General features: G+C 26.6%; 18 protein-coding genes. 5 read left to right on the plus strand and 13 right to left on the minus strand.

Features of this window, described 5'->3' with window-relative positions; all coding sequences use genetic code 11:
- The 3 genes from Q0W06_RS15285 to Q0W06_RS15295 all read right to left on the minus strand — a co-directional run.
- A partial coding sequence (locus Q0W06_RS15285; RefSeq protein ID WP_297637585.1) for a SpaA isopeptide-forming pilin-related protein occupies window positions 1-3,693 on the minus strand: 3,693 nt, incomplete at its 3' end.
- Between the two features lie 437 nt (window positions 3,694-4,130).
- Window positions 4,131-4,616 (minus strand): NUDIX domain-containing protein, encoded by a 486-nt coding sequence (locus Q0W06_RS15290; RefSeq protein WP_297637588.1) that lies wholly within the window; start codon window positions 4,614-4,616, stop codon window positions 4,131-4,133.
- Between the two features lie 276 nt (window positions 4,617-4,892).
- Window positions 4,893-5,570, minus strand: coding sequence for an HAD-IA family hydrolase (locus Q0W06_RS15295; RefSeq protein ID WP_297637591.1), 678 nt, complete (start codon window positions 5,568-5,570; stop codon window positions 4,893-4,895).
- Between the two features lie 249 nt (window positions 5,571-5,819).
- Between Q0W06_RS15295 and Q0W06_RS15300 the strand changes: the two genes are divergently transcribed.
- The gene (locus Q0W06_RS15300) at window positions 5,820-6,278 is read left to right on the plus strand and encodes a GNAT family N-acetyltransferase (RefSeq protein WP_297637594.1); all 459 of its coding nucleotides are present in this window, start codon (window positions 5,820-5,822) and stop codon (window positions 6,276-6,278) included.
- Window positions 6,279-6,322: 44 nt separating this feature from the next.
- Here Q0W06_RS15300 and Q0W06_RS15305 read toward each other — a convergent pair whose 3' ends face one another.
- The 3 genes from Q0W06_RS15305 to Q0W06_RS15315 form a co-directional block, all read right to left on the minus strand.
- Window positions 6,323-6,820 carry a flavin reductase gene (locus Q0W06_RS15305; protein WP_297637597.1) on the minus strand — a complete coding sequence of 166 codons (498 nt, stop codon included), beginning with the start codon at window positions 6,818-6,820 and terminating at the stop codon, window positions 6,323-6,325.
- Window positions 6,821-6,932: 112 nt separating this feature from the next.
- Complete coding sequence (locus Q0W06_RS15310; protein WP_297637600.1) at window positions 6,933-7,715, minus strand: hypothetical protein; 783 nt, start codon at window positions 7,713-7,715, stop codon at window positions 6,933-6,935.
- Window positions 7,716-8,113: 398 nt separating this feature from the next.
- Window positions 8,114-9,322, minus strand: a complete 1,209-nt coding sequence (locus Q0W06_RS15315) for an MFS transporter (protein WP_297637603.1) — start codon at window positions 9,320-9,322, stop codon at window positions 8,114-8,116.
- A 206-nt stretch (window positions 9,323-9,528) separates the two neighbouring features.
- On the opposite strand from Q0W06_RS15315, the gene Q0W06_RS15320 reads away from it, so the two are divergent.
- Both Q0W06_RS15320 and Q0W06_RS15325 read left to right on the plus strand, forming a co-directional pair.
- Window positions 9,529-10,410, plus strand: a complete 882-nt coding sequence (locus Q0W06_RS15320; RefSeq protein WP_297637606.1) for a LysR family transcriptional regulator — start codon at window positions 9,529-9,531, stop codon at window positions 10,408-10,410.
- Window positions 10,411-10,637: 227 nt separating this feature from the next.
- The gene (locus tag Q0W06_RS15325; RefSeq protein WP_297637609.1) at window positions 10,638-11,633 is read left to right on the plus strand and encodes a hypothetical protein; all 996 of its coding nucleotides are present in this window, start codon (window positions 10,638-10,640) and stop codon (window positions 11,631-11,633) included.
- A gap of 40 nt (window positions 11,634-11,673) precedes the next feature.
- Here Q0W06_RS15325 and Q0W06_RS15330 read toward each other — a convergent pair whose 3' ends face one another.
- From Q0W06_RS15330 to Q0W06_RS15360, 7 genes are all read right to left on the minus strand, one after another.
- Window positions 11,674-12,372: a hypothetical protein gene (locus Q0W06_RS15330; protein WP_297637612.1), complete on the minus strand. Its 699-nt coding sequence runs from the start codon at window positions 12,370-12,372 to the stop codon at window positions 11,674-11,676.
- Between the two features lie 246 nt (window positions 12,373-12,618).
- Complete coding sequence (locus Q0W06_RS15335) at window positions 12,619-16,611, minus strand: alpha-amylase family glycosyl hydrolase (protein ID WP_297637615.1); 3,993 nt, start codon at window positions 16,609-16,611, stop codon at window positions 12,619-12,621.
- Window positions 16,612-16,937: 326 nt separating this feature from the next.
- On the minus strand, window positions 16,938-17,585 hold the full coding sequence (locus tag Q0W06_RS15340) for a pentapeptide repeat-containing protein (RefSeq protein WP_297637618.1): 648 nt from the start codon (window positions 17,583-17,585) through the stop codon (window positions 16,938-16,940).
- A 93-nt stretch (window positions 17,586-17,678) separates the two neighbouring features.
- Complete coding sequence (locus tag Q0W06_RS15345) at window positions 17,679-18,668, minus strand: tyrosine-protein phosphatase (protein ID WP_297637621.1); 990 nt, start codon at window positions 18,666-18,668, stop codon at window positions 17,679-17,681.
- Between the two features lie 132 nt (window positions 18,669-18,800).
- On the minus strand, window positions 18,801-20,081 hold the full coding sequence (locus Q0W06_RS15350) for a DUF2812 domain-containing protein (protein ID WP_297637624.1): 1,281 nt from the start codon (window positions 20,079-20,081) through the stop codon (window positions 18,801-18,803).
- A gap of 1 nt (window position 20,082) precedes the next feature.
- The gene (locus tag Q0W06_RS15355) at window positions 20,083-20,397 is read right to left on the minus strand and encodes a PadR family transcriptional regulator (RefSeq protein WP_297637627.1); all 315 of its coding nucleotides are present in this window, start codon (window positions 20,395-20,397) and stop codon (window positions 20,083-20,085) included.
- A gap of 192 nt (window positions 20,398-20,589) precedes the next feature.
- Entirely contained in the window at window positions 20,590-20,940 is a 351-nt protein-coding gene (locus Q0W06_RS15360; RefSeq protein ID WP_297637630.1) for a MerR family transcriptional regulator, read from the minus strand.
- Window positions 20,941-21,022: 82 nt separating this feature from the next.
- Here Q0W06_RS15360 and Q0W06_RS15365 point away from each other — a divergent pair, with 82 nt between their 5' ends.
- Both Q0W06_RS15365 and Q0W06_RS15370 read left to right on the plus strand, forming a co-directional pair.
- Window positions 21,023-21,403, plus strand: coding sequence for a carboxymuconolactone decarboxylase family protein (locus Q0W06_RS15365; RefSeq protein WP_297637632.1), 381 nt, complete (start codon window positions 21,023-21,025; stop codon window positions 21,401-21,403).
- 182 nt (window positions 21,404-21,585) lie between these two features.
- Window positions 21,586-21,855, plus strand: a complete 270-nt coding sequence (locus Q0W06_RS15370) for a hypothetical protein (protein ID WP_297637635.1) — start codon at window positions 21,586-21,588, stop codon at window positions 21,853-21,855.
- Window positions 21,856-22,014 lie beyond the last annotated feature (159 nt).

Genomic DNA, 22,014 nt, shown 5'->3' on the forward strand with positions numbered 1-22,014 from the left:
ACTATATGCTCCCCATGGTAATTCATTAAATGTTGCTATACCTTCTGCATTTGTTGTTGCAATTTCTGACTTGAATCCTGTTGGTCCTGTTAATGTAAATATTGCTCCTGATACTGGTTTATTTGTTTGTGCATCAGTTTTTACTACTTTTATTGATCCTGTATTAGTTGAATCATTAATTGTAACATCTTGTGTTTTTGCTGCATCATTTGCATTAATCACTACAGTCTTAACCTCTGGATTTAATTTGTATCCAGCTGGTGCCACTGTTTCTTTAATAGTATAAGTTCCCCATGGCAAATTACCTACTTGAACAGTTCCATTTCCAACTGTAGTAACTTCTTTACTTCCGTTTGGTCCTGATACTGTAAATGTTGCTCCATTAAGTTGTGCTCCATCTAATCCTGTTTTTGTAATTTGTAAAGTTCCTTGTAATTCACTATCAGTTACATTAAATGTTGGTACTTGGAATACTCCTTGAGTATTGAAACTATCTGCATTTATTGTTGTTTTATATACAGTACTATTTAACTTATACTCTGTTGGTGCTGTTGTTTCTTGAACACTATATGCTCCCCATGGTAATTCATTAAATGTTGCTATACCTTCTGCATTTGTTATTGCAGTTTCTGGCTTAAATCCTGTTGGTCCTGTTAATGTAAATGTTGCTCCTGATACTGGTTTATTTGTTTGCGCATCAGTTTTTATTACGTTGATACTTCCTGTGATTTCTTTATCAACTATTCCTTTTTCGGTAGTTTGCCCACCTACTACATTAATACTCTCTGTAGCCTTATTTTTCCCATATCCTGTTGGTGCTTTTGTTTCAACAATAGTATATGTTCCAATAGGTAATCCTGTAAATTCAGCTACACCCTCACTATTAGTTGTTTGAGTTTGTATCACATTTCCATTTTGTTTAGCTACAAAAGTCGCTCCTGATAATACATCTCCCGATGCATTTGTCTTTGTAATTTTTATATTACCTGTTGTTGGTGCTAACTTATCATAAATTGTTGGAATTTTAATAGTTGTTCCAAGATTACTGCTTGCAATTGTAAATGATATCTCTTCATTACTAACAGAATATCCTTTTGGTGCTGTTATTTCTTTTAAATAATAATTACCTGGTTCACTCACTGATCCATACATTATCCCATCATTATTAGAAGTAACCGTAGATAATTCTTTATTAGAACTACTTGAATACACTCCATATATTGCACCTTCTAATACATCATGTGTCTTTGCAGCCTCTTTTATTGCTTCAAATCCATATCCCACTTTAGTAGATACTGTATTAGATGGGGTTTTTCCTACATAAGCAGTATTAGTTATTGTAGTTCCTTGTTTAAATGCTGCTAACGAAGCATCTATTTTAACACTATAGTTTCCTGGTGTTATTTCTCCAGTATTTACAAAATTCACTGTATTAGTTGCTTTATCTATAGTGTATGTGAAACCTTTCGGTACTTGAATACCTTCAACTTGAATTCCTTTTTCTAATGGATCTGAAAACTTTAAATAGCCATTTGGATAATATCCTGTACTATTAACATTTAAAGTATATGTTACATCTGAATTTTGTCCTGGTAAAATTTCTGTTTTATTTACTGACTTACTAAATCCTAATGCACTTGATCCACTATAATATTGTGAAGTTGCTGTACTACTTGCTGTTAAGCCATTATTTTTAATAGTAGCAGTATTCTCAATATTAGTAACTCCTGGTTGAATATTTGCTGAATATTCGATTTTTATTTGATCTGATGTTCTTCCTGTTTCAAATTTTATTGAATTATTTTGTAAATTATAAATCAAAGTTCCTTGAGGATTTGGATATTCACCTCTTGGATATGAAACTGTTCCATTTGCTGATACTTCTTCTATATTAACTAAAAAAGAATTATCATATGTCCCATTTTGCATAGGTATTATATCTAAATTACTTATATACCCTTGACTCGTATTTAATGGCTGAAGTGTTATTCCTGCCGGTAAATTATCAGTCATATTAACATCTGAAATATTAATATTGTTTGGATTTATATTTATAGTATAATTTAATACCTTTGTTGTATTTAAGAAGACATTTGGATCAACTGTTTTACTAATCATATGGCTTTCTTCACCTGGTGTAACAGTGCTTTTTACTGTGTTTACTACTACACTTGCAGTTGAAGTATCTCCACCTAACTTTGCCACGTTATTTAAAGTTTCATCATAACCTAAATCATTTGATACCTCGGCATTATAAAAGACAACATATTTTCCTGTTCCGCCTTGAAATCCTGAAACGCTTAATACATTGTTTTTTGTTGAAACATTAAATTGTGATGCAATATTAGTTAAACTCATAGAATTATTTTCAAACTTATATACTTGAACACTTTGAGGTACATATGTTAACCCACTAGGTAAATCATCTGTAAGTGTTTGAGTTCCATTTAACCCATCTGTATCTACATATAGTTTATATTGAACTGTACTATTATTTGCAGTTGGAATAGTCATTGTTTTAGATATTCCTCTAGCATTATTAGTAACTATATATTTATCTACATGATTTCCCCAATTTACTCCTGCATTTGTATTATTTGTATTGGCACTTATATTTGCTGATGAATCATGCCCATTATAATACGCTACATTCTGTAAGTTTTTATCATATCCTATAGAATCCGATAATTTTACTTTATATAAAACTCGATATTCTCCTGTTCCACCATTAAATCCTGAAATAATTAATTTATTTCCATTTGTTGAAGCACTATATTGTGCTGCAAGGTTAGGTGATGAATCATTATTATCAGCCGTATATTTATATACTTCTAAGCTACCAGGCTCATATGTTTCACCATTTGGTAAATTATCTGTAATAGTTTGAGCTCCATTTGCTTCGTTAGTATTAATAAATAACTCATATTGAACAGAATTATTATTTACTACCGGAATAGTAATATTCTTAGTAATACCATTGTTTGTAACTATATATTTATCTATACCATTTCCCCAGTTTACTCCTGAATAAGGACCTACTGGTGCTGTACTTCCTCCACTATTTGGCTTATCTGGTTTCGTAGTCTGTCCACCTGTATCTGGTTTGTCTGGCTTCGTACCACCGCCACCTGTGTTTGGTTTATCTATAGGTTTTGTATCTGGTTCTTTTTCTGGTTTATTTGGATTGTGTACATTAACTGGAATCTCATTTGTAGTTCCATTAATTGTTATTGGAATATTTTGAGGACCACTTGTTAGATCTTTACTCAATATTCCTCCAATATGCAATTGTGCATTAACTAAGCTAGCTGCATCAGCTAATGGTGTTAATGTTAAAACTTCTCCATTTTGAGTTTCTTCTTGTGTCACCTTAAAGTACCCTTTTAACCCTGATGAATCTAAATCTACACTATCTAGAGCATTAGGTACCGTAATTTTTATAGTGTCATTTGCTGAAACTGTACCAATTCTTGTAATATTAACTCCTATACTTACTATACTTCCAACGTCATATACACTTTGTGTATTTCCATTTGAATTAGTAAATGCTGTTGTTATTGAATATGGCCCAGATGTTATTGTATTTACTGTTGACGTCGTATCTGCTGATGCCGTCGTGAAGTTTGAGAACAATAATGTTATAAAAAACATTACTACCGTTATTGCTAATTTCTTCTTGTTCTGTCTATACATTTTTTCTTCATAACCTCCTCTATATTTTTAATAGAAGAAATTAATTAGCAATTTATTTTTTAAAATTTACATTTTAAGTATTACATATCCCTAAAAAGATGTACACTCACTTTCTAGTGAATTAATATTTTTCATCCTTTATTAATATTTTATCCCTTTTAGCAATTTACTATTTTTTAGTATTCTTTTTAATACAATACACTTATTTTTTTATTTTTATTTATACTATTTCACATTTAACTTCTATAAAGTATCATTCTTATTTTGTATCAATGCTTATTTTTATTTTTCAATATATGTATTAAAAATTTTTTTTTATATTTATTGGTTATTTATTCTTATTATTTTTTTAAATTTTATCTAATACTTCTAATAAACAGTATCTATTTTTACTTATATTTTTATATAAAAAAATACTAGAATATTCTCTAGTATTTTTAATTATCTCTCTCATTAGTAATAATATGCTCTATTTCATTTTTCATATTCAATAGCTTGTCTTTAAAAAAAGTTGGATATGCCTTGTATTGGTCTAAGTCTTTTATAGGCAACCATGTCATATATTCATGAACCCCACCTTCTAAATGCTCTCTATCTAACTCCTTAGTTCCTCTACTTTTCATTAAAAAATAAAAAGAAACCTCATGACACTTTAATCCTTTTAAGCCTCCTTCATTTTCCTCAAAAAAGTTTTCATGAATAAATGCTAATCTATCAACTTCATATTTTCTTCCTGTTTCTTCAAATACTTCTCTCACCACAGCTTCTTCCGCTGTTTCTCCAACATTTATTCCTCCACCAACTGAGTAATAGTAACTCTCCCTATCATTGCTTGCAAATAAAACGTATCCATCTTCTATTATTATTGCAGCTGCTCTATACCTAAACCATCTGCTATCCCTTGTAGTTATACAACAATCCATCTTTTTCTCTCCTCTTATACAGAATATTATTTCTCTTTTACACACTAACTTTTCTATTTAATTTTATCATTTTTCTATAAATGATAAAAAAATAACATTTTCCCATATTTTCACTATTACTTATAGTACACTACTTTACTTTTAATATCCTATTTTCTTTATAATCAGATTAATAGATATATATACTTTATAAAAACATTATTATATTTTTGTATTAAATTTCCTAAAAATAAAAAGTCAGGTATTCACTAACTTTTTATTTCCATTTTCACTTTTCTATAGTAATTCTTTTATAGAATTTATGACTTTATATCTGCTTTTTATCTTTTCTGACTTATATACATCTATTAACAATGGCTTAATTCCCATACTTTCTGCTACCTTTAAATTACTTTCATTATCATCTACAAATATAACCTCTTCTGCTTTTACTCCTAATTCAGTTAATGCTATTTCAAATAATTTTTCTTCTGCCTTTGTAGTACCATAAATAGATGATATTACAAATGTAGAAAAATACTTTCTCAATCCTTTATTAATAAAAACTCTCTCTATAGATGGCCATGTATCAGAAACTACTCCTAATAAATATTTACAGTTCAATTCCTTTAAAGTTTCCTCTACATCATCTAGAAATATAAATTTTTCATCATTATAAACATTGTCTCTTGCTAATAAATCTATAGTTTCTTCCTTTATATCTGGATACTTTATTTCTTTTAATAGAATTTCATAAAACTCTCTAAACATTAAATATTCTTCTTCTTCATTACTAACTAATATTTTCTCAGCTTGTCTTGCTTTCGTCATTGATCTTAGAATTTCTTCTTTGGATACCTTTACTTTATTTAAATCAATTATTTTCATAAAATTAGGTGGTATAAACCAATTACCTGTCTTTGGAATATTTAATGTTCTTCCTGAATCAAATAAAATAGCTTTAATTTTATTCATTATGCACTCCTTTTAAATTCTTTTTCTTTCTATTATATCTACATTAATTTTTATTTATTTCTTCTTATTATTCTAGTATTTCATTAATGTCTATCTTATTCTAACTAACTATTAAAAATTACCTACTTCCCTATACGTTTTCTATACTCAATCATTTTTGGAACTATACAATTTATATAAATCCTAATTATCATTTACCTTAGAAAGATGATATTATTTCAATATAATTTATTATAGGAAGTGTTTTTTATGAATACTATAACTTTTAGAAAACTTAATTTTGACGATATTGATACTTTCATATCGCTTCGTATCAATCAATTACGTGAAGAAGGTGCTAAAGAAACTTTAGATCTAATACCTTATTTAAAATCTTATTATGAAGAGCATCTAATCAATGGTACTTTTATATCTTTTATTGCTTTAGATTCAAATAAAATAATAGGTACAAGTGGAATCTCCTTTGTCTGTAAACCACCTTATTTTAGTAATCCTACTGGCAAAATTGGTCTTATTTCTAGTATGTATACAAATCCTAGTTATCGACGTCATGGTATTGCTAAAACTCTTTTAGATAAAATAATTACAGAGGCAAAAAATTATGGTTGTGACTCTATTCAAATAACCGCCTCTAGTATGGGAGTTCCCTTATATGAGAGCTATGGCTTTAAGAAAAATACTAACTTTTTAGAATATAATTTAAAATAAAGCAAAGAGCTATTGCATTTTAGCAACAGCTCTTTAGTATTTCATTATTTTTCTAATATCTTTTCAATTTCTACTACATACATAAAATGATAGTCTTTATTAGGATACCATTTATCTGCTAAATCTTTTTCTATAAAACAATTTTCTTCTAGTTTTTGCATATAAAGTTTTTTACAAACTAAAACTAGTCTTGCTTCATCAAAATATGGTGTATTTTCATATTCTTTTACTGTTAAATTTGATTTACTTATCTTATCTTCATCTTTTCCTGAAACTGATCCTAAATAAGATAGGTCTTTTCTAAAGCTATTTGGTAATACTGAAATTGTTAATCTTTCAGAGTTATCTATAAATTCTTTAGTATATCTTTGAGGTCTTACAAAAATATATGCTACTTTCTTCCCCCACATAATTCCTACTCCACCCCAAGATGCTGTCATTGTATTTACCTTATCATCTTTTTTTGCAGTAAATAAAAGCCAATCTTCACCTATCATTTTAAATGGATTTTCATTAAATTCTTTAAATGTTACTTCATTCATTTCTTTAACCACCTTCATTTTAGTCTTTTACTATATTCATTATCCCATTTGATTAAATAAATTTAAATATAAGTTTATTAATATATTTTTAATTTTAATCCATTCTCATTTTTTACTCACATAATTTAAACCCTAAATTCTGAGGTTCTCCAACTTTAAATATTAATTCATTTTCTTCATTTATTAAAATATATTTATTATCTACTAAAACTTTTTTCGCATAATCTATTGATTCTACTTTTAGTAAAATTGATAATATTTCATCCTTTTCACTTTCAATAAATTTCACCTTAGGTCCATCTTCAAACCTTTTTATAAATTTTTCTTTTCCTATGCTAATTTTTTCCCACTGTTTTAAAGTTTCCTCTTTAGAATATCCAATAACTATTTCATCTACTCTTTCTAATTTAATCTTTCCACCATCTCTATTTTTTAAAATATTAGCTACTCTTTGTCTCCTCTTTTGGATATCTATCTCATATTTGCAAAAGAAAATTTGTGACCCTTCTAATAAATCTTCTAAAAATAAGTTTGTCCACAAAGTCTTGCTTTTCCCATGAATGTATTCCTTAAAGGGTTCTATACCTCCATGTTTCACTCCTTCTCCATTTAATTCCATCACTATTTTCTCTATCGAATTTATTGGCTCAAATGCAACACCAATAATCCCTTCTTTGTCTGGAACTATTTTATGCTTTCTTAAAACTGTTGAATAATTCAATATCTCTATATTTACATTACCAAAGCATACTCCTCCACTTATAAATGTATCTTTAAAATTTTTAATGTCCCATACTATTGGCAAATCCAATATTTCTGTTAATACATTGAAAATTTCTTTCACATAGTTTGATTGAACTAGAATATGATCTACTTTATTTATTAAGTTTTCCATGTTAATCTCCTTCACGATATAAATCTTTTCTCAAATTTATTCAATTTCCTTATATTTAGATTAACACTCTCTTCTTTTTATTAAAACGTTATCATTTCCTATTTTTTTTGTTTATTCAGACTTACACTCTCTTTCTTTTAACATATTCTATTTTTACTTTATCATTTCTTAGTGTAATCATTTTTTATTTATAAATATCTTAAAAATCTATCTACTACAAGAAATTTTCTTTTTATCTCTATTATTTGCTTAAAACTTCTTTTTAATATTTTAAACTTCATAAAATTCCTCTTTGCTCCATTATTGATTTATTAATAATATGCCCAAAATTATAAAGTTTTACTTATTTTAAAAAAATTCTAAGGAATTTTTTTATTCCTTAGAATTTTATATACTTTCTATTCAACTTGTTTTATTGTTCTAAATGATGGAATTATAAATAATGCAAATAATACTGCTAGGAATGAAAATACTATTAAGATCCCTAAGGCTACATATTGATAATTATTCCAAAGAGCCCCTACTATAGTTGTCCCTATAAAATCTCCAATATAAAACATTAAATTATATGTTCCATTTGCTATACCTCTAAATGCATTGTTTGATACAAGATTAACTATTGTTGGAATTAAACTAAATAAAGTATTATATCCCATTAATAATAAAAGTGCTGCTATAAAGAGAATCCATGGACTATAACTAAATATAAATATTACAGTTCCTAAAAACAATCCTATTGTTGCTAAGGTAGCTACAATCTTACCATGTCCCTTTTTTATAAATCTAGTAGATATTCTCATAACAACTATCGAAAGTAAAATAGCTGGTGTTAAAACCATCCACATATGTTTTGTTCCTATTAATGATTTGCAATATTCAGGTATTATAAACATTCCTGAAATTCCTACAAAACCATTTATAAAAGCCACTATTATAACTGCAGCATAACTTCTATTCTTAAATAATTTCTTCATATATGCTACACTATCTTTTAAACTTTTCTTTTCTATTTCCTTATCTGTTTTAGGTTCTTCTTTTCTTATATCCTTTAAGAAAAATGCTATAACTACAAACATTACTATTATTGCTATTAAAGCAAGAACAAGTATGTCTCTAACAGATATAAATTCTCTTAATATAGGACTTCCCCCAAAAGCAAGTGCTGAACATAGTCCAACAATTATTCCTACCAAACTTATGGCATCTGCTCTCTTTTCAAAGGATATAGACCCTGAAAGCCATGCATAACCTGCCGATGTTATTGCTCCTATTCCTTGGACTGCCCTTGACAATACAAATAGATATGCATTATCAGCAAATACTGCTATAACCATTCCTATTGTCATTATAAATATTCCAATTAAGATCATTTTTTTATAACCATATTTATCACTCCAAATCCCAAATGGAACTTGAAATAATCCTTGTGTAAGTCCAAATATTCCAAGTGCTACACCTGCTAAAAATAAACTACCATAAGCTAGTGATGAACAATATGTTGCTACAAAAGGAGTAACTAAATTCATTGCTATTTGTCTAAATCCTAATGCTAGTCCAATTAATAAAATAAATACTATTTCATCTTTTGTAAATTTCTTTTCTTTCATAATTAAAATTTTTCATCTCCTTCTTTGTCGGTTTAAATTATATTCTACTTTCAACTTAATTTATAATATATAATTTATATAGGTATATTTACTTTTATATATAGTTATTTAGTTTTAAAATAGATTTATTTAATTCTTTTTATTCTTTTCTTTCTGTAACTATAGATATATAATCTATTTATATATCTATAACCATAGGAGGAACCATGGACACTTTACAATTAAAATATTTTCAAACTGTTGCAAAGTATGAAAATATATCTAAGGCAGCTTTAGAGTTAAATATATCTCAACCTGCTCTTAGCATCACAATTAAAAGACTTGAAGATGAAGTTGGATATCCCCTTTTTAAAAGGCTAAAAAGAAATATCTGTTTAAATAAATTTGGAAGAGAATTTTTAGAATGGGCAAATATAACTCTTTCTGAACTTGAATCTTTGCAATCAAAATTTAAAGAAATGCATGAAATTAATAATAAAAATTTTTCTATAGGCTCTACAGGCTCTTTATTCCTTATAGATCTTTTAAAAAAATTTTTAGAAAAAACTTCTGATTTAAAAATTACACAAAGGATTTCTAATATAGCTCAACTTACGGAAGATTTAAAATATGGTAATATTGATGTTGCTATTACCTCTCCCACTATATCAGCTAATAATATTAAAACTATCACATTATTAGAGGAAGAAATTCTTTTAGTTGTAAGTAGAGATAATAAACTTGCATCAAGAGATTCTGTTTATTTAAGAGAATTAAAAAATGAAAATTTCGTTGAATTAACCGATAATCATTCCTTTTCTGAAGTTATAAAAGATGTTTGTATTTCTGCAAACTTTAAGCCTAATGTGATTTTTCATGGAGACATAAATATTCTTAAGGAACTTGTTATTTCAAATGCTGGTGTTTTTTTAACTCCACTTTCTACTTGGAAAACTTTTGAATCTCCAAATCTAAAGGCAATTCATATAAAAAATAAACACAATACACGCTCTCTTGGATTATCTTATTTAGATTCTAATTATAAATCTGAAACTTTAAAAGATTTTATCTCTTTTTCTAAGGAGCATTTTCAATCATATAAAATATAAAAGTTAGTTTTCTAACTTTTATTTTTTTATCTATTTTTATTTCCTTTACATATCTCCTTATTTTTCATGCTTTTTTTTGCTATATTCATAATTTGTTAATTATTTGTTTAAATTTTGTTTCAAATATTCTATAATCTAATTACATAAATATAAAATTTAATGGAATTTATGCTAGTAATTTCAAATTATTATTTGCTAACTTTTATTAATACAAAGGGGGACTACTATTGATTTTAAAATTTACAATTAATGATATGTATAAAAAAGCTTATGAAAATAGATTTAAAAAAAGTTTTAATGTAGCTACTAAATCTACATATTTTGCTTTAAGTTTTTTAGGCCTTTTCTTTATTCTTTCTTTAGTTAATTACATAAAAATTATTATAACTGCTGGAAAAGTATCTTTTCTTCCCACAGCCTTTTGTGCTTTATCACTAGCACTCTTTGTTGGAATTATATATATTTATATAATTTCTTCAAAAAAAACATTATCAAAATTTACTAAATATCAGTTTTCTGATGAAAAATTAACTCACTTCGAAGATTTTAAAGCTAAATATGATTTACCTAGTCCTAGAAACTCAAATATGGATCTTGTTTATATTTATTTTAAAGATGATTTTTTAGTAGAAGAGAAGTTTGCTTCTGCTGTATATCATAAATTAAAAAATTTAAAAGCTATTTATGAGGACAATTCTTGCTTAATTATTTCATGTAAAAATAATTTTATAGTTATTCCTTTAACTGCTTTTAAAGATAGTTCTCATAAAGAAAAGTTTATATCAAAAGTTAAAGAAATTGGTGATATTTCACATTCACCAATAGCTCCAAATTCTACTAAAATGCTTTCATATTTAAATTTATTGAATATGAATCATTATATTGAAGGTGTCTTTATAGCTACGATTTTATTGCCACTACTATTAGTTGCTTTTAGATATGATTTTTCTTTTTCTTTTCTTGTACTAGCAGTAGTTGTGTTTATTAATTCATCTGTATTTAGAAAAATTCATATTTTTGATTTTAATACATCTAATTATTTAAAGAAAGCTTCTTTTAATTGTGAAGTAAAAACTCATGCTGAGACAATATCAATAGACACTGATTTTTATATTATTCACTTAAAGAAAGATTCTTTGACTATAAAAAATTTAGATAATGCTACTATTCTTTTAAATGAAAACTTTAACTTAATCATTAATACACCTTCTTTATCAATGTAAATAAAAAAAACTGCCACTTTAAAATGGCAGTTTTTTATATTTAAAACTCTATAGTTTCTTTTATTTTTGAATTTCCTTCAATACCTTCTCTTCTAAGTATCTTTTCGCATAATATACAGTAAGTTGTCTCTATATACATTCCTTTCCATATACCTACTATTCCAAATGTTATTACTATCAATAATGCTAATGGAATAAAACTTAATATTAAAAGTAATATTCTAAAAAAGTATTTAAATCCTAGTTTAACTCCTAACATAAACGCTTCCATGCCTCTATATTTTGTAGCTACCGCTACATAATATATCATTATTATAACAACACTTAGTATTAAACTAACAATTTCTAATAAATCTTTTAAAGCACCATTACTCAAAGCTATTGTCCATAAGGCTATTGCACTAGTAATTGCTGATGCTAATGCTACTGGAAACCATTGTTCTTTATTAAACTTGATTCCAAATTCTGCTTTTCCTTCAAACATAGCTTCATAAATTTTAATAAAAAATGATAATGTAAACACACTTACTAAAAGTCCACTTATAATTCCTAATATTATTCCTAATATAGCACTTCCTACATATTCAACAATACCTGTACATATTCCTGTTATAATAGCTGTTGGAAGTATAAACGCTATTACATATAATGACTTTTTAGCCACACTATCTTTATTTACTACTGTTTTTGCAATTCTTTTATTTCCTGATGTACTAAGATCAAATTCATTTATTTCCACAATAAAACACCTCCTTTTAATAGCTTCTAGTCTATCATAAATTTTTCCTCTTTTGAAATCCTCTCTTCCAACCCTTTTGTATCTTAATATAGTTTCATTTGTTATATATTCTTTTATTTAATTTTTATCTAATAATTTAATAGCTTAAATTAACTTCATCTATTAAATATATATTTTTTTACTTTCTATTTATTCATAAAGGAGGTTTGTATTTAACTCAAACCTCCTTTCTTTATATATTAACTTTTATAACGTCTCAAACCAATGCTTTATTCTACTTATTATAGTATGAACTTCATTTGAAATATCATTTTCTATAATTTTAAACTCACTTTCCTTTTCAACTTTTGCAACTATATTATTATTATTTTCTTTCACTACTATTTGTGTACTAAAATCATAATAATCATTTATGTCTATATTTATATTCTTAGCACCTAAGTTACTTTCTATTGTAACTTCACCTTTATTGTTTGTGATCATATTTTGTCCATTTATAGTTACCTCTGTATTTTTTAATAATTCTCCTGTCTTAGAGTTTTCTATCTCTATGATTACAGGTATTTTTTGTTCTGTTGGATTTATTTTATTAGGTTTGTTTTGATTTTTTTGTTCTGGTTTTGTGTTCCCCTTTTTCACACCTGAGCTTTCTTTTGAAGTATCTTTTTTATTTCCTGTATTAGAAGTTTCACTCTTTACTTTTACTACTTCATAATTTAAAACATCATTTTCATTATTTCCATTCATTATAGTTTTAACGCCTGTTCCATCAGTCCATTCATTTCCATTTATCTCAAACTTATATTGAAGCTCTTCTGATGTTTTTGGTCCATCTATTGTTACTGACCATAACCCATTTGAACCTTTTGTCATTTGTGGCCCATTTTTAAAGTTTGTCAAGCTTGTTTGAAGTTCTACACTTTTTGCATTTGGATCAAAATACGTAAATGTTACTTTTCCATCTTTATTTTCTATAGCTGTTACAGCTCCAACTTTTTGAGATGTTGTATTTTTATCTTTTTTAGCTGGTGTTCCTTCTGCTTTTACTTCTGTATAATTAATTACATCATTCTGATTATATCCATTCATAACAGTTTGTCCACCAGTTCCATCTGTCCATACATTTCCATCTACTTCAAACTTATATTGAATCTCTTCTGATGTTTTTGGTCCATCTATTGTTACTGACCATAATCCATTTGCATCTTTTGTCATTTGTGGTCTATTTTTAAAATTTGTCAAACTTGTTTGAAGTTCCACACTTTTTGCATTTGGATTAAAGTAAGTAAATGTTATACTTCCATTTTTATTTTCTGTAGCAGTTACACTTCCAGAGGTTTCAGGTGTTTTTATTTTATATTTAGGATTATATGCAGGTTCAAGTCCTTTTGTATTTACTTTTAAAGGTTTATAATTTTTAACTAGTACAAGTCCACTAGTTCCATTCATATGCACAATAACTTTTCCATTAACTACATTATATTTTGCTCCTGTTAATGCATCATATAAAGTTCCATTTTTCATATGATTCAAGTCTAATGTAACTGTAGCTTCATTACCTCTATTTATTACTGCTACAGCTTCATTTGAATTATCAAATCTTTCATAAGCTAAAATATTTCCATTTGAAACATTTATAGGTGATACATTTCCTGTTTGCAGTACAGTATATTCATCTCTCATATTCATAAGATCTGCATAATCTATTACAACACTTTCATTTCCTTCTCCCCATTTAAATCCTTCTCTATTATTAGGATCTGCTGCTCCAGTCATTCCAATCTCATCACCATAATAAACTGAAGGTGCTCCTGGATAAGTCATTTGAATAAATGGAACTAATTTATCTAAAGCTAAAGCCTCCTTACTAGCTGGAGTTGCTAATTTATCATTATTATTTTGACCATTTAAAATAGAAAGAATTCTTACTGTATCTTGTGAACTAGTTAAATTTAATAAATCATAGAATGCTGGATTTGGTGTTTCTTCATGTATATATTGAAGTAAATTATTAGTTTGGGAACCTGTCCACCCATCTTTCAAGAAATCTATAACTGCTCCTCTAAATCTATAATTCATTACAGAATCAAATTCATTGCCTAAGAAATATTTTGTTGCATCAGTCCAATCTTCTCCTAGTATAACTGAATTTGGATCATATCCTTTAACATACTTTCTAAATTGTTGCCATGTTTGATCTGATATACTTGGTGCTGAATCTAATCTCCATCCATTTGAACCCATATTAATCCATTTTTCAGCTATAGAGTCTTTATTTTTATATATATAATTTGCCCAACTCTTAACTTTATATTGTTGTCCATTTAATCCTGTTACAGCTGCTAAAGAATTATAACCTTCCCAAGCATCATATTTATATGAACCATCTGGATTCTTTTGATTGTAAACAGTAAACCAACTAGCAAATTCAAAGTTATTTGTATCATAATTTTTTTCAAAATAAACTTTTGTAGCTTCTTTCCCTTGTTCCTCTGTCATATGTTCATTATTCATATAATTATAGACAGTCTTCCAATATTGATAAGCTCCAATAGGTGCTCCGTAACTACCACTTTTTATTTCATAATTTCCTTTTGGCGGTAAATATTCACCCCATCTATCAAAATACATTGAGTTTTCTCCTGCATTTTCAAAAGCTCCATCAAGCATTATATGAAATCCCATTTGATGAGCTACATTACAGAACTCTGTAAACTCTTTATTATTACCAACTATATTATCAACCTTCCCATAATCTGCACCATCATATCTATGAGTAGAATTTGCTTGATATAGTGGAGTTAAATAAAGTGCATTTACTCCTAGCGATTTTAAATATCCAAGTTCCTCTTGTATTCCTTTTAAGTTTCCTCCATAAATTTCTGTATTCCAAACCTTTTCATTTGCAGGTGCATTTATATATCCTTTTTGATTTTGAATAGAAGGATTTATAGGTGTTTTATACCAATCTGGTTGAAACCATAAATGCTGAGTATTAACGTCTGCCTGACTACTATCAACTATTTTCTTCTCATTTGGATTTGGTGCATATCTAAATCTATCAACGAAAATTTCATAAAATACTGCATGCTTCATCCATTCAGGAGTTTGATAATCACTTTCATATACTGTAAGTTCATACTTCATTTCTGGATTGGTAGTTACTTGTCCTTGTCCTGTAGGAACCCCATTCTCTTGTCCAACACTATACATATATGTTTGTGTATTATTTCCTACTGTAAAATAATAATAATACATCCCAATATTATTTAAAGTAACATTTGTTGTCCACTTCATTGAACCGTTTCCAAAAGTTCCATTAGCTTTCATAGGATAATTTGTTTTTTGCCCATCTGGTGAAACCATAACCAAATTAACATTTGTTACGCCTTCATTTGGTGTTTGTATATTAAATGTTGTTTCCTCACCTTGTTTTATTGCTCCAAAGTTTGTTTTATACTCTGAGTTTCTGGAATTATAATAAATTTGACTAGTGTTTATATTCGTTACTTTCTCTAAATTATTAGAAAAATCATTTGTATTTTCATTATAGGTAAATGTTACTTGTTGTGAATCATTGCTTACAACAAATGGATTTGCTTTTAATTCTTTCCCATCTACATTTATATAAATATTATCATATGAGCCTTTAGGAATATTTACAGTTAAATTATATATTCCATTTAACTCATCTCCATTTAATTTTTGTTCCCCTTTAAGTCCTGTTCCCATTAAGTCAATATTTAAAAACTTATAATTTAAAGATACTTGAGTTATGTGACTTACATCACTATACCAAAATGTTACATCCTGTGTTTTTGGATTTGTTATAGTCATATTAGCCCCATTTTCATTACCATAAGCGCCATAATTTACTTTCCATGAACCATTAATAGCTACTTTATATTGATAATTTCCTGCTGGAAGATTCTTTATTGTATATTCATAGATACCATTTCCTATATAAGTAAATTTTGTTTCACTACTTGCTGGATTCCAATTAGTTTTGCTTCCTTCTAAAGTCTGCATAGTTCCAGCTAAAACAACTTCTTTTTCTGTACTTTTATCTTGTATTGAACTTTTTTGAACTTCATTTGTATTTTGAATCTTATTACTAACTGTCTTTGTAGTTTTAGTTGCTCCTCCTTCTGTGTTTAGTCCTGTTGCAAATGCTGTTGTAGAACTCATTGCCGTTATTGTTGCTATAGCTATAATAGTGGCCATCTTTTTCTTAATCATATTTTTTCTCCTTACTCTTTGTAATCGTTTTACTATATGGTACAATTTTATTATGTTTTCATCTTATTTTAAAATTAATATTTTATAACTCCAACTTATCTTTATGTATTATCCTACAAATATATTTTTTGATTTTTTATGAATATCAATATATTTTCTATGTTAATTTAACGTTTTCTATATTTTAGCCTCATTTGTAGACTTTTTATTAATTATTTATACTTTAGTTTTTTTATAAATTAATCTCTCTTTTATTTTAATAAAAAAACCTAAGTAAACTATCATTTATCTAGCTTACTTAGGTTTTATCTATAATAGATTTTACTTTATAAAATTCCTTCTTTTCCATATCCTTTTATAATTTTTACTATGTAACTTAATGTATAAAACTCTTTATCTATTCTTGTAGCCATAAGCTTTAATCCACTTATTAGTGTCTTCTCTGTAAATTCATCTAATAAAATCATTATACTTATTGGATTTATTCCACCATCTTTAGTATCTAAGGCTCTAGATTTTTTAATATAATCATTCTCCATAGCTATATTTACAGCTTTTTCTAAATCGCTACTAATTTCTAATTCTGGCATAGTTTCAAATATTTTTGTTCCTTCAGGTAAAACTAAATTTTTAGCTTTTGTTATATCTGTATCTACAAAAATTACATTTTCAAACTTTGCATCTTGAAAATCTGCTCCATCTAAGTTTACACCTTCAAATATTGCATTTTCGAATATACTCTTTTTAAATTTACTCTTTTTACAATTACTTCCTATAAACTCAGCCCATTTAAATTCACAATCAAAGAAATCACATCCTTTAAAATGTGCACCTCTCATACTTGTAAAACTAAAGTTTGAACCTGAAAATTCAACATTATAACAATTACTACGTCTCAAATCTCTATACATAAAATTTTTATTTGTTTTTTGATCATTATTTAATTTAAGATTATCTAATTTTTTACCTTTCATCTCTTACCTCCAATTAATCTTGTCGTCTCATTGTACCATACTTTAATCTTAACTCCAATTTAAGAATAGAGAGGCTTTATGCCTCTCTATTCTCTAAACTAAATATTCATTTCTTATATCTTCAATATCTTTCTCAGTTAAATTAAACTCTTTTAAGAAATACTCATCATATGTTCCATATTTCTCTTTTATATTATTTAAAGATTCGTCTATAAACTCTTCTTTTACTCCCATAATTTCTCTAAATATTTCTATAGCTTTTTCTGGCAATTGATCTTTATACATATCTATTATTTTTTCATTTGCCTCTTTTCTATATTTATTACTACTCATATAATCTTCTATAACTATCTTTTCATCAACACCTAAAATAAGCAATAATATTGCACTTCCTAATCCAGTTCTATCCTTTCCAGCTGTACAATGCTGCAGAATAGCTGCATTATTATAATCTTTAAAAGTATCTACTAAAGTTTTATATGCTTCACTATTAAAAGGCATTCTTCCATAGCTTTCTTTTAATAAATCTACTGGACTCTTCTTTTCTTCCCCTTTTAAGAACTTATAGAAATATCCTTCCATATCTAAATTCTCATTATTTTCATCATTCATTGCTGAAATGTGTAAATTCTTTATCCAAGGAAATTGCATATCTTTAGCACTAGCCTCTTCTTCATTTGAACGATAATCAAAAACATATTTTATTCCTAAACTCTTAAAGTATTCCATTTGAACTTCTTCTATATTACATAATACTTCTGATCTATAAAGTTTCCCCCATTTAATCATTCTTCCATCTTTAGAATAAAATCCACCTAAATCTCTAAAGTTACAGAAATTTTTAAGTGGTATTAATCTTTCAGCTAATATAAGTTCCTCATTTTCAGTTTTTATTATATAAAAATTTCTATTATTAATATCAATATCTTTAAAAACTATTTCTTTTTTATTTTCTATATTTTTAATAAACTTTTCTTTATCTTCTAAATAATTTTTATAAAAAAGTTCTCCACTCACTTCTTTATTTAAAACTATTTTAATATTCTCACCAATTTTAACTAATGTACCTTTTAATCTTTCCATCTTAAATCCCTCTTTTCTATTTTCTACTTCCATTTTACCATATTTTCTTTTTCTATATTTATAACTTGTAATAAATACTTTCTATAAAAATACAGAGAACTATTCTTTTCAATAGCCCTCTGTAATATATATCTATAATTTATTATATGCTACTTTTAGAAAATCCTCTTTATTTTCTATCATATACTCATTTTTCCCCCAAATATCTATCTCTATAACTTTATCTTTTCCTATCAACAAATAACTTGTATCTATATCTTTTGAGTAAACCTTCATATCTTTTATAAAATCAACTTCTACTTCATTATATAATTTTGTATTCATTCTCTTTTCAAAGCCTTTTATATATTTCTTTAATCTATTCAATCGTATTTTCATCACTATATTATTTTTAGCCTCAAATACATTATAATCTAAAAAAATTTTTTCACCTGTTACATTAGCATCTATACTCTTTGCAAATAAACTTTCATTTTGATCAAAATAATTTAAGTCTTTATCATCCATTTTATCATTAAAATCACTTAATTTTAAAGGCATCCTCTCTTCATTTATATATTCATTACCTCCATTAAATGAATATATATTGAGCATTACTATAAATACCATCACCCCTGTAATACATGCAAAATTATTTAAAATTTTTACTCTATTTTTATTTCTCATTTTTTCATTACTAACTACATAAATTACACCTAAAATTAATATTATTACTATACCTGATATCACTACTCTAAAACTTTCTACTTCATGATTCCACATCGTAATTAAACTTCCAATAATTATTAAAATCATAAAATTCATTATATAATTTCGTATCTTAACTCTTTTATAAGAAATCCTTATTAACTTTTCATTTTTTCTCCATACTAAAGCTCTTGCTATATTTACACCTATCATTCCTACATAAAAAATCAAAATTCCAACTATAACTAATATAGAATTATTCGCTAAAAATCTCGCCTCTGTATCATGTCCTATAATATTATAAATATTTATAAACATAGTAATCATCAATAAAATATCAATAAAAATATATTTCAAAGAGGACTTAACTATTATCTCCTTCTTCTCACTTTTATCTGTGTGTATCGGAGTTGCTCCTTCCTCTTCTGTACTAAATACTTGCATTCTTTCATATTGACATATAAAATCCCATCCAACATTTTTACACATATCTCTATACTCAAGTGTTCTTTCTGATGGCTCTCCATCTTTAATTTCAGTCTCTTTATTTATATCTACAGTATATTTAATTTTTCTCCTATCAATTTTTATAAATATAAAAAGCCTACCCCATATGCTTTTTAATTTCCATCCCTTTAATGCCATTTCCTCTAAGTATCTTTCTAATACCTCTCCTTCAAAAGGTAAAAAGTTAAATACAACCCACTTATAATTTAAAATTCTCAATTTATTTTCCCCCTAAAATAAATTCTCCATCACTAACTAACATTCTTAATCGTTTACTTTCTTCCTCTAGTATCTCCATTCCTTTACTAGTAATTATATAACTTCTCTTTCTTCCCTCTACTTTTGTTTCTCTTATCATTGCTTCTTTTTCAAATTTTCCTAAAAGTGCATACAATGTTCCTGGTCCCACTTTTATTCTACCTTTTGAAATCCTATCTACAGAATTCATAATATCTACTCCACAGCTTTCTCTAAGGAGAGCTAAAAGTATATAGTACATGGGCTCAGTCAAATTTTGAAACTGTTCTCTTGGCATATTCTTCTCCTTTATCGATACTCGATATCCTTATATTACCATTATAATATCGTCCATCGATATTTGTCAATTTTTTCTATATAAAAAGACTATAGCTAAGATTATTTATTATCTTCAGCTATAGTCTTATTTCCTTATTTTTAATATATACACCTTCCTTAAGTTGCTCTTTAAACTTATTTCTATAGATTTTTATTTTAATTTTTCTTTATATATATTTATTTTATTATCTATATTTTCTAAATAATCCTTCCACTTTTTTTGTTCATATAATATTATTTTTCTATGTTCATTTAAAATTTCCATTCTTTCTTCAATAGTACTATCCCCTAAATATCTTAGATCTGAATATTTTTTGATGTTTCGTAAAATCATTCCTGTCTCTTTTAATCTTTTTATAAATAATATCCATTCGATTTCACTTTCCTCATACTCTCTTCTATCAAATTCATCTCTTTTTACTCGTATTAAGCCTTTATCTTCATAATATCTAAGTGTATATTCACTTAACCCTGTTTTTTTACTCATTTCACCTATTTTCATAAAAAATCTCCTAACTACTTGTCTTCTAGTATACTCTAGGCACTATTCTTAAATTATAAATAAAAATAGGAGATGATTTCAAATGAAAAAAACAAAATTTGATTTAGGAATGGAAAATTTAAATTTAATTGATGGAGATGGTGGTCAGGCAGTTATTGACTCTTTAAAAAATATCGCCCCTGATGCAGGCAAATACATTGTAGAATTTGCATTTGGTGAGATTTACTCTAGAGAAAATCTCACTTTACAAGAAAAAGAACTTATCACAATAACAAGTTTATTATCTATTGGAGGGTGTGAGAAACAGTTAAATGTTCATATAAATGCTTCGCTAAATATAGGTATAAGTCCTAAAAAAATTATAGATACGTTTATTCAATGCATTCCTTATGTAGGATTTCCTCGCGTTTTAAACGCTATATTTGAAGCTAAAGAAATTTTTCAAAATAAAAAATTAATTTAAAAGAATACTTTTAAATTTTTTGTATCAACCATTGGAATATCAACTTTATTCATCAGTATATTTTTGGAATAAAAGGATTATTTAGTAATTTATTAAAAAATAATGATATAATATTATTAAAGAATTATATTATATTCAAGTTTATATGGGTATTACAAAATTATTTATGAGGGGGGAATCTTATGAATTTTTCAGTAGGGGATATTGTAATGTTTTTGATATTGTTTGGAGTTTCATTATTTTCTATTGTGAAGTATTATAAATCAAAAAAACAAAAATATATATTATTTTTATTAATTTGTATTTATGGACTATTCAACAGAAATAATATGATTTACATTACTGGAATAGAAATTAATAACACAATCTATATAGAAATATTTAGGTTTGTATTAGTAATTACAATAGTTGCATTTGGATATAATCTATATAAAAAAAAGAAATTATTTTAAGTATATACTCTATATTAAAAATAATTAGATAAATTTCAATTAAATAATTAACTCAATAATACTATTAGTATATTACTAAAAATTAAAGGTTGGAATTTTCAACCTTGGATTTATGTCAATATCCTGGACACTAAAATTCGAACTATACTAAGCTGTAGC

Origin of the sequence: uncultured Clostridium sp., from assembly GCF_947072515.1 — a bacterium.
Classification (GTDB): Bacteria; Bacillota; Clostridia; order Clostridiales; family Clostridiaceae; genus Clostridium.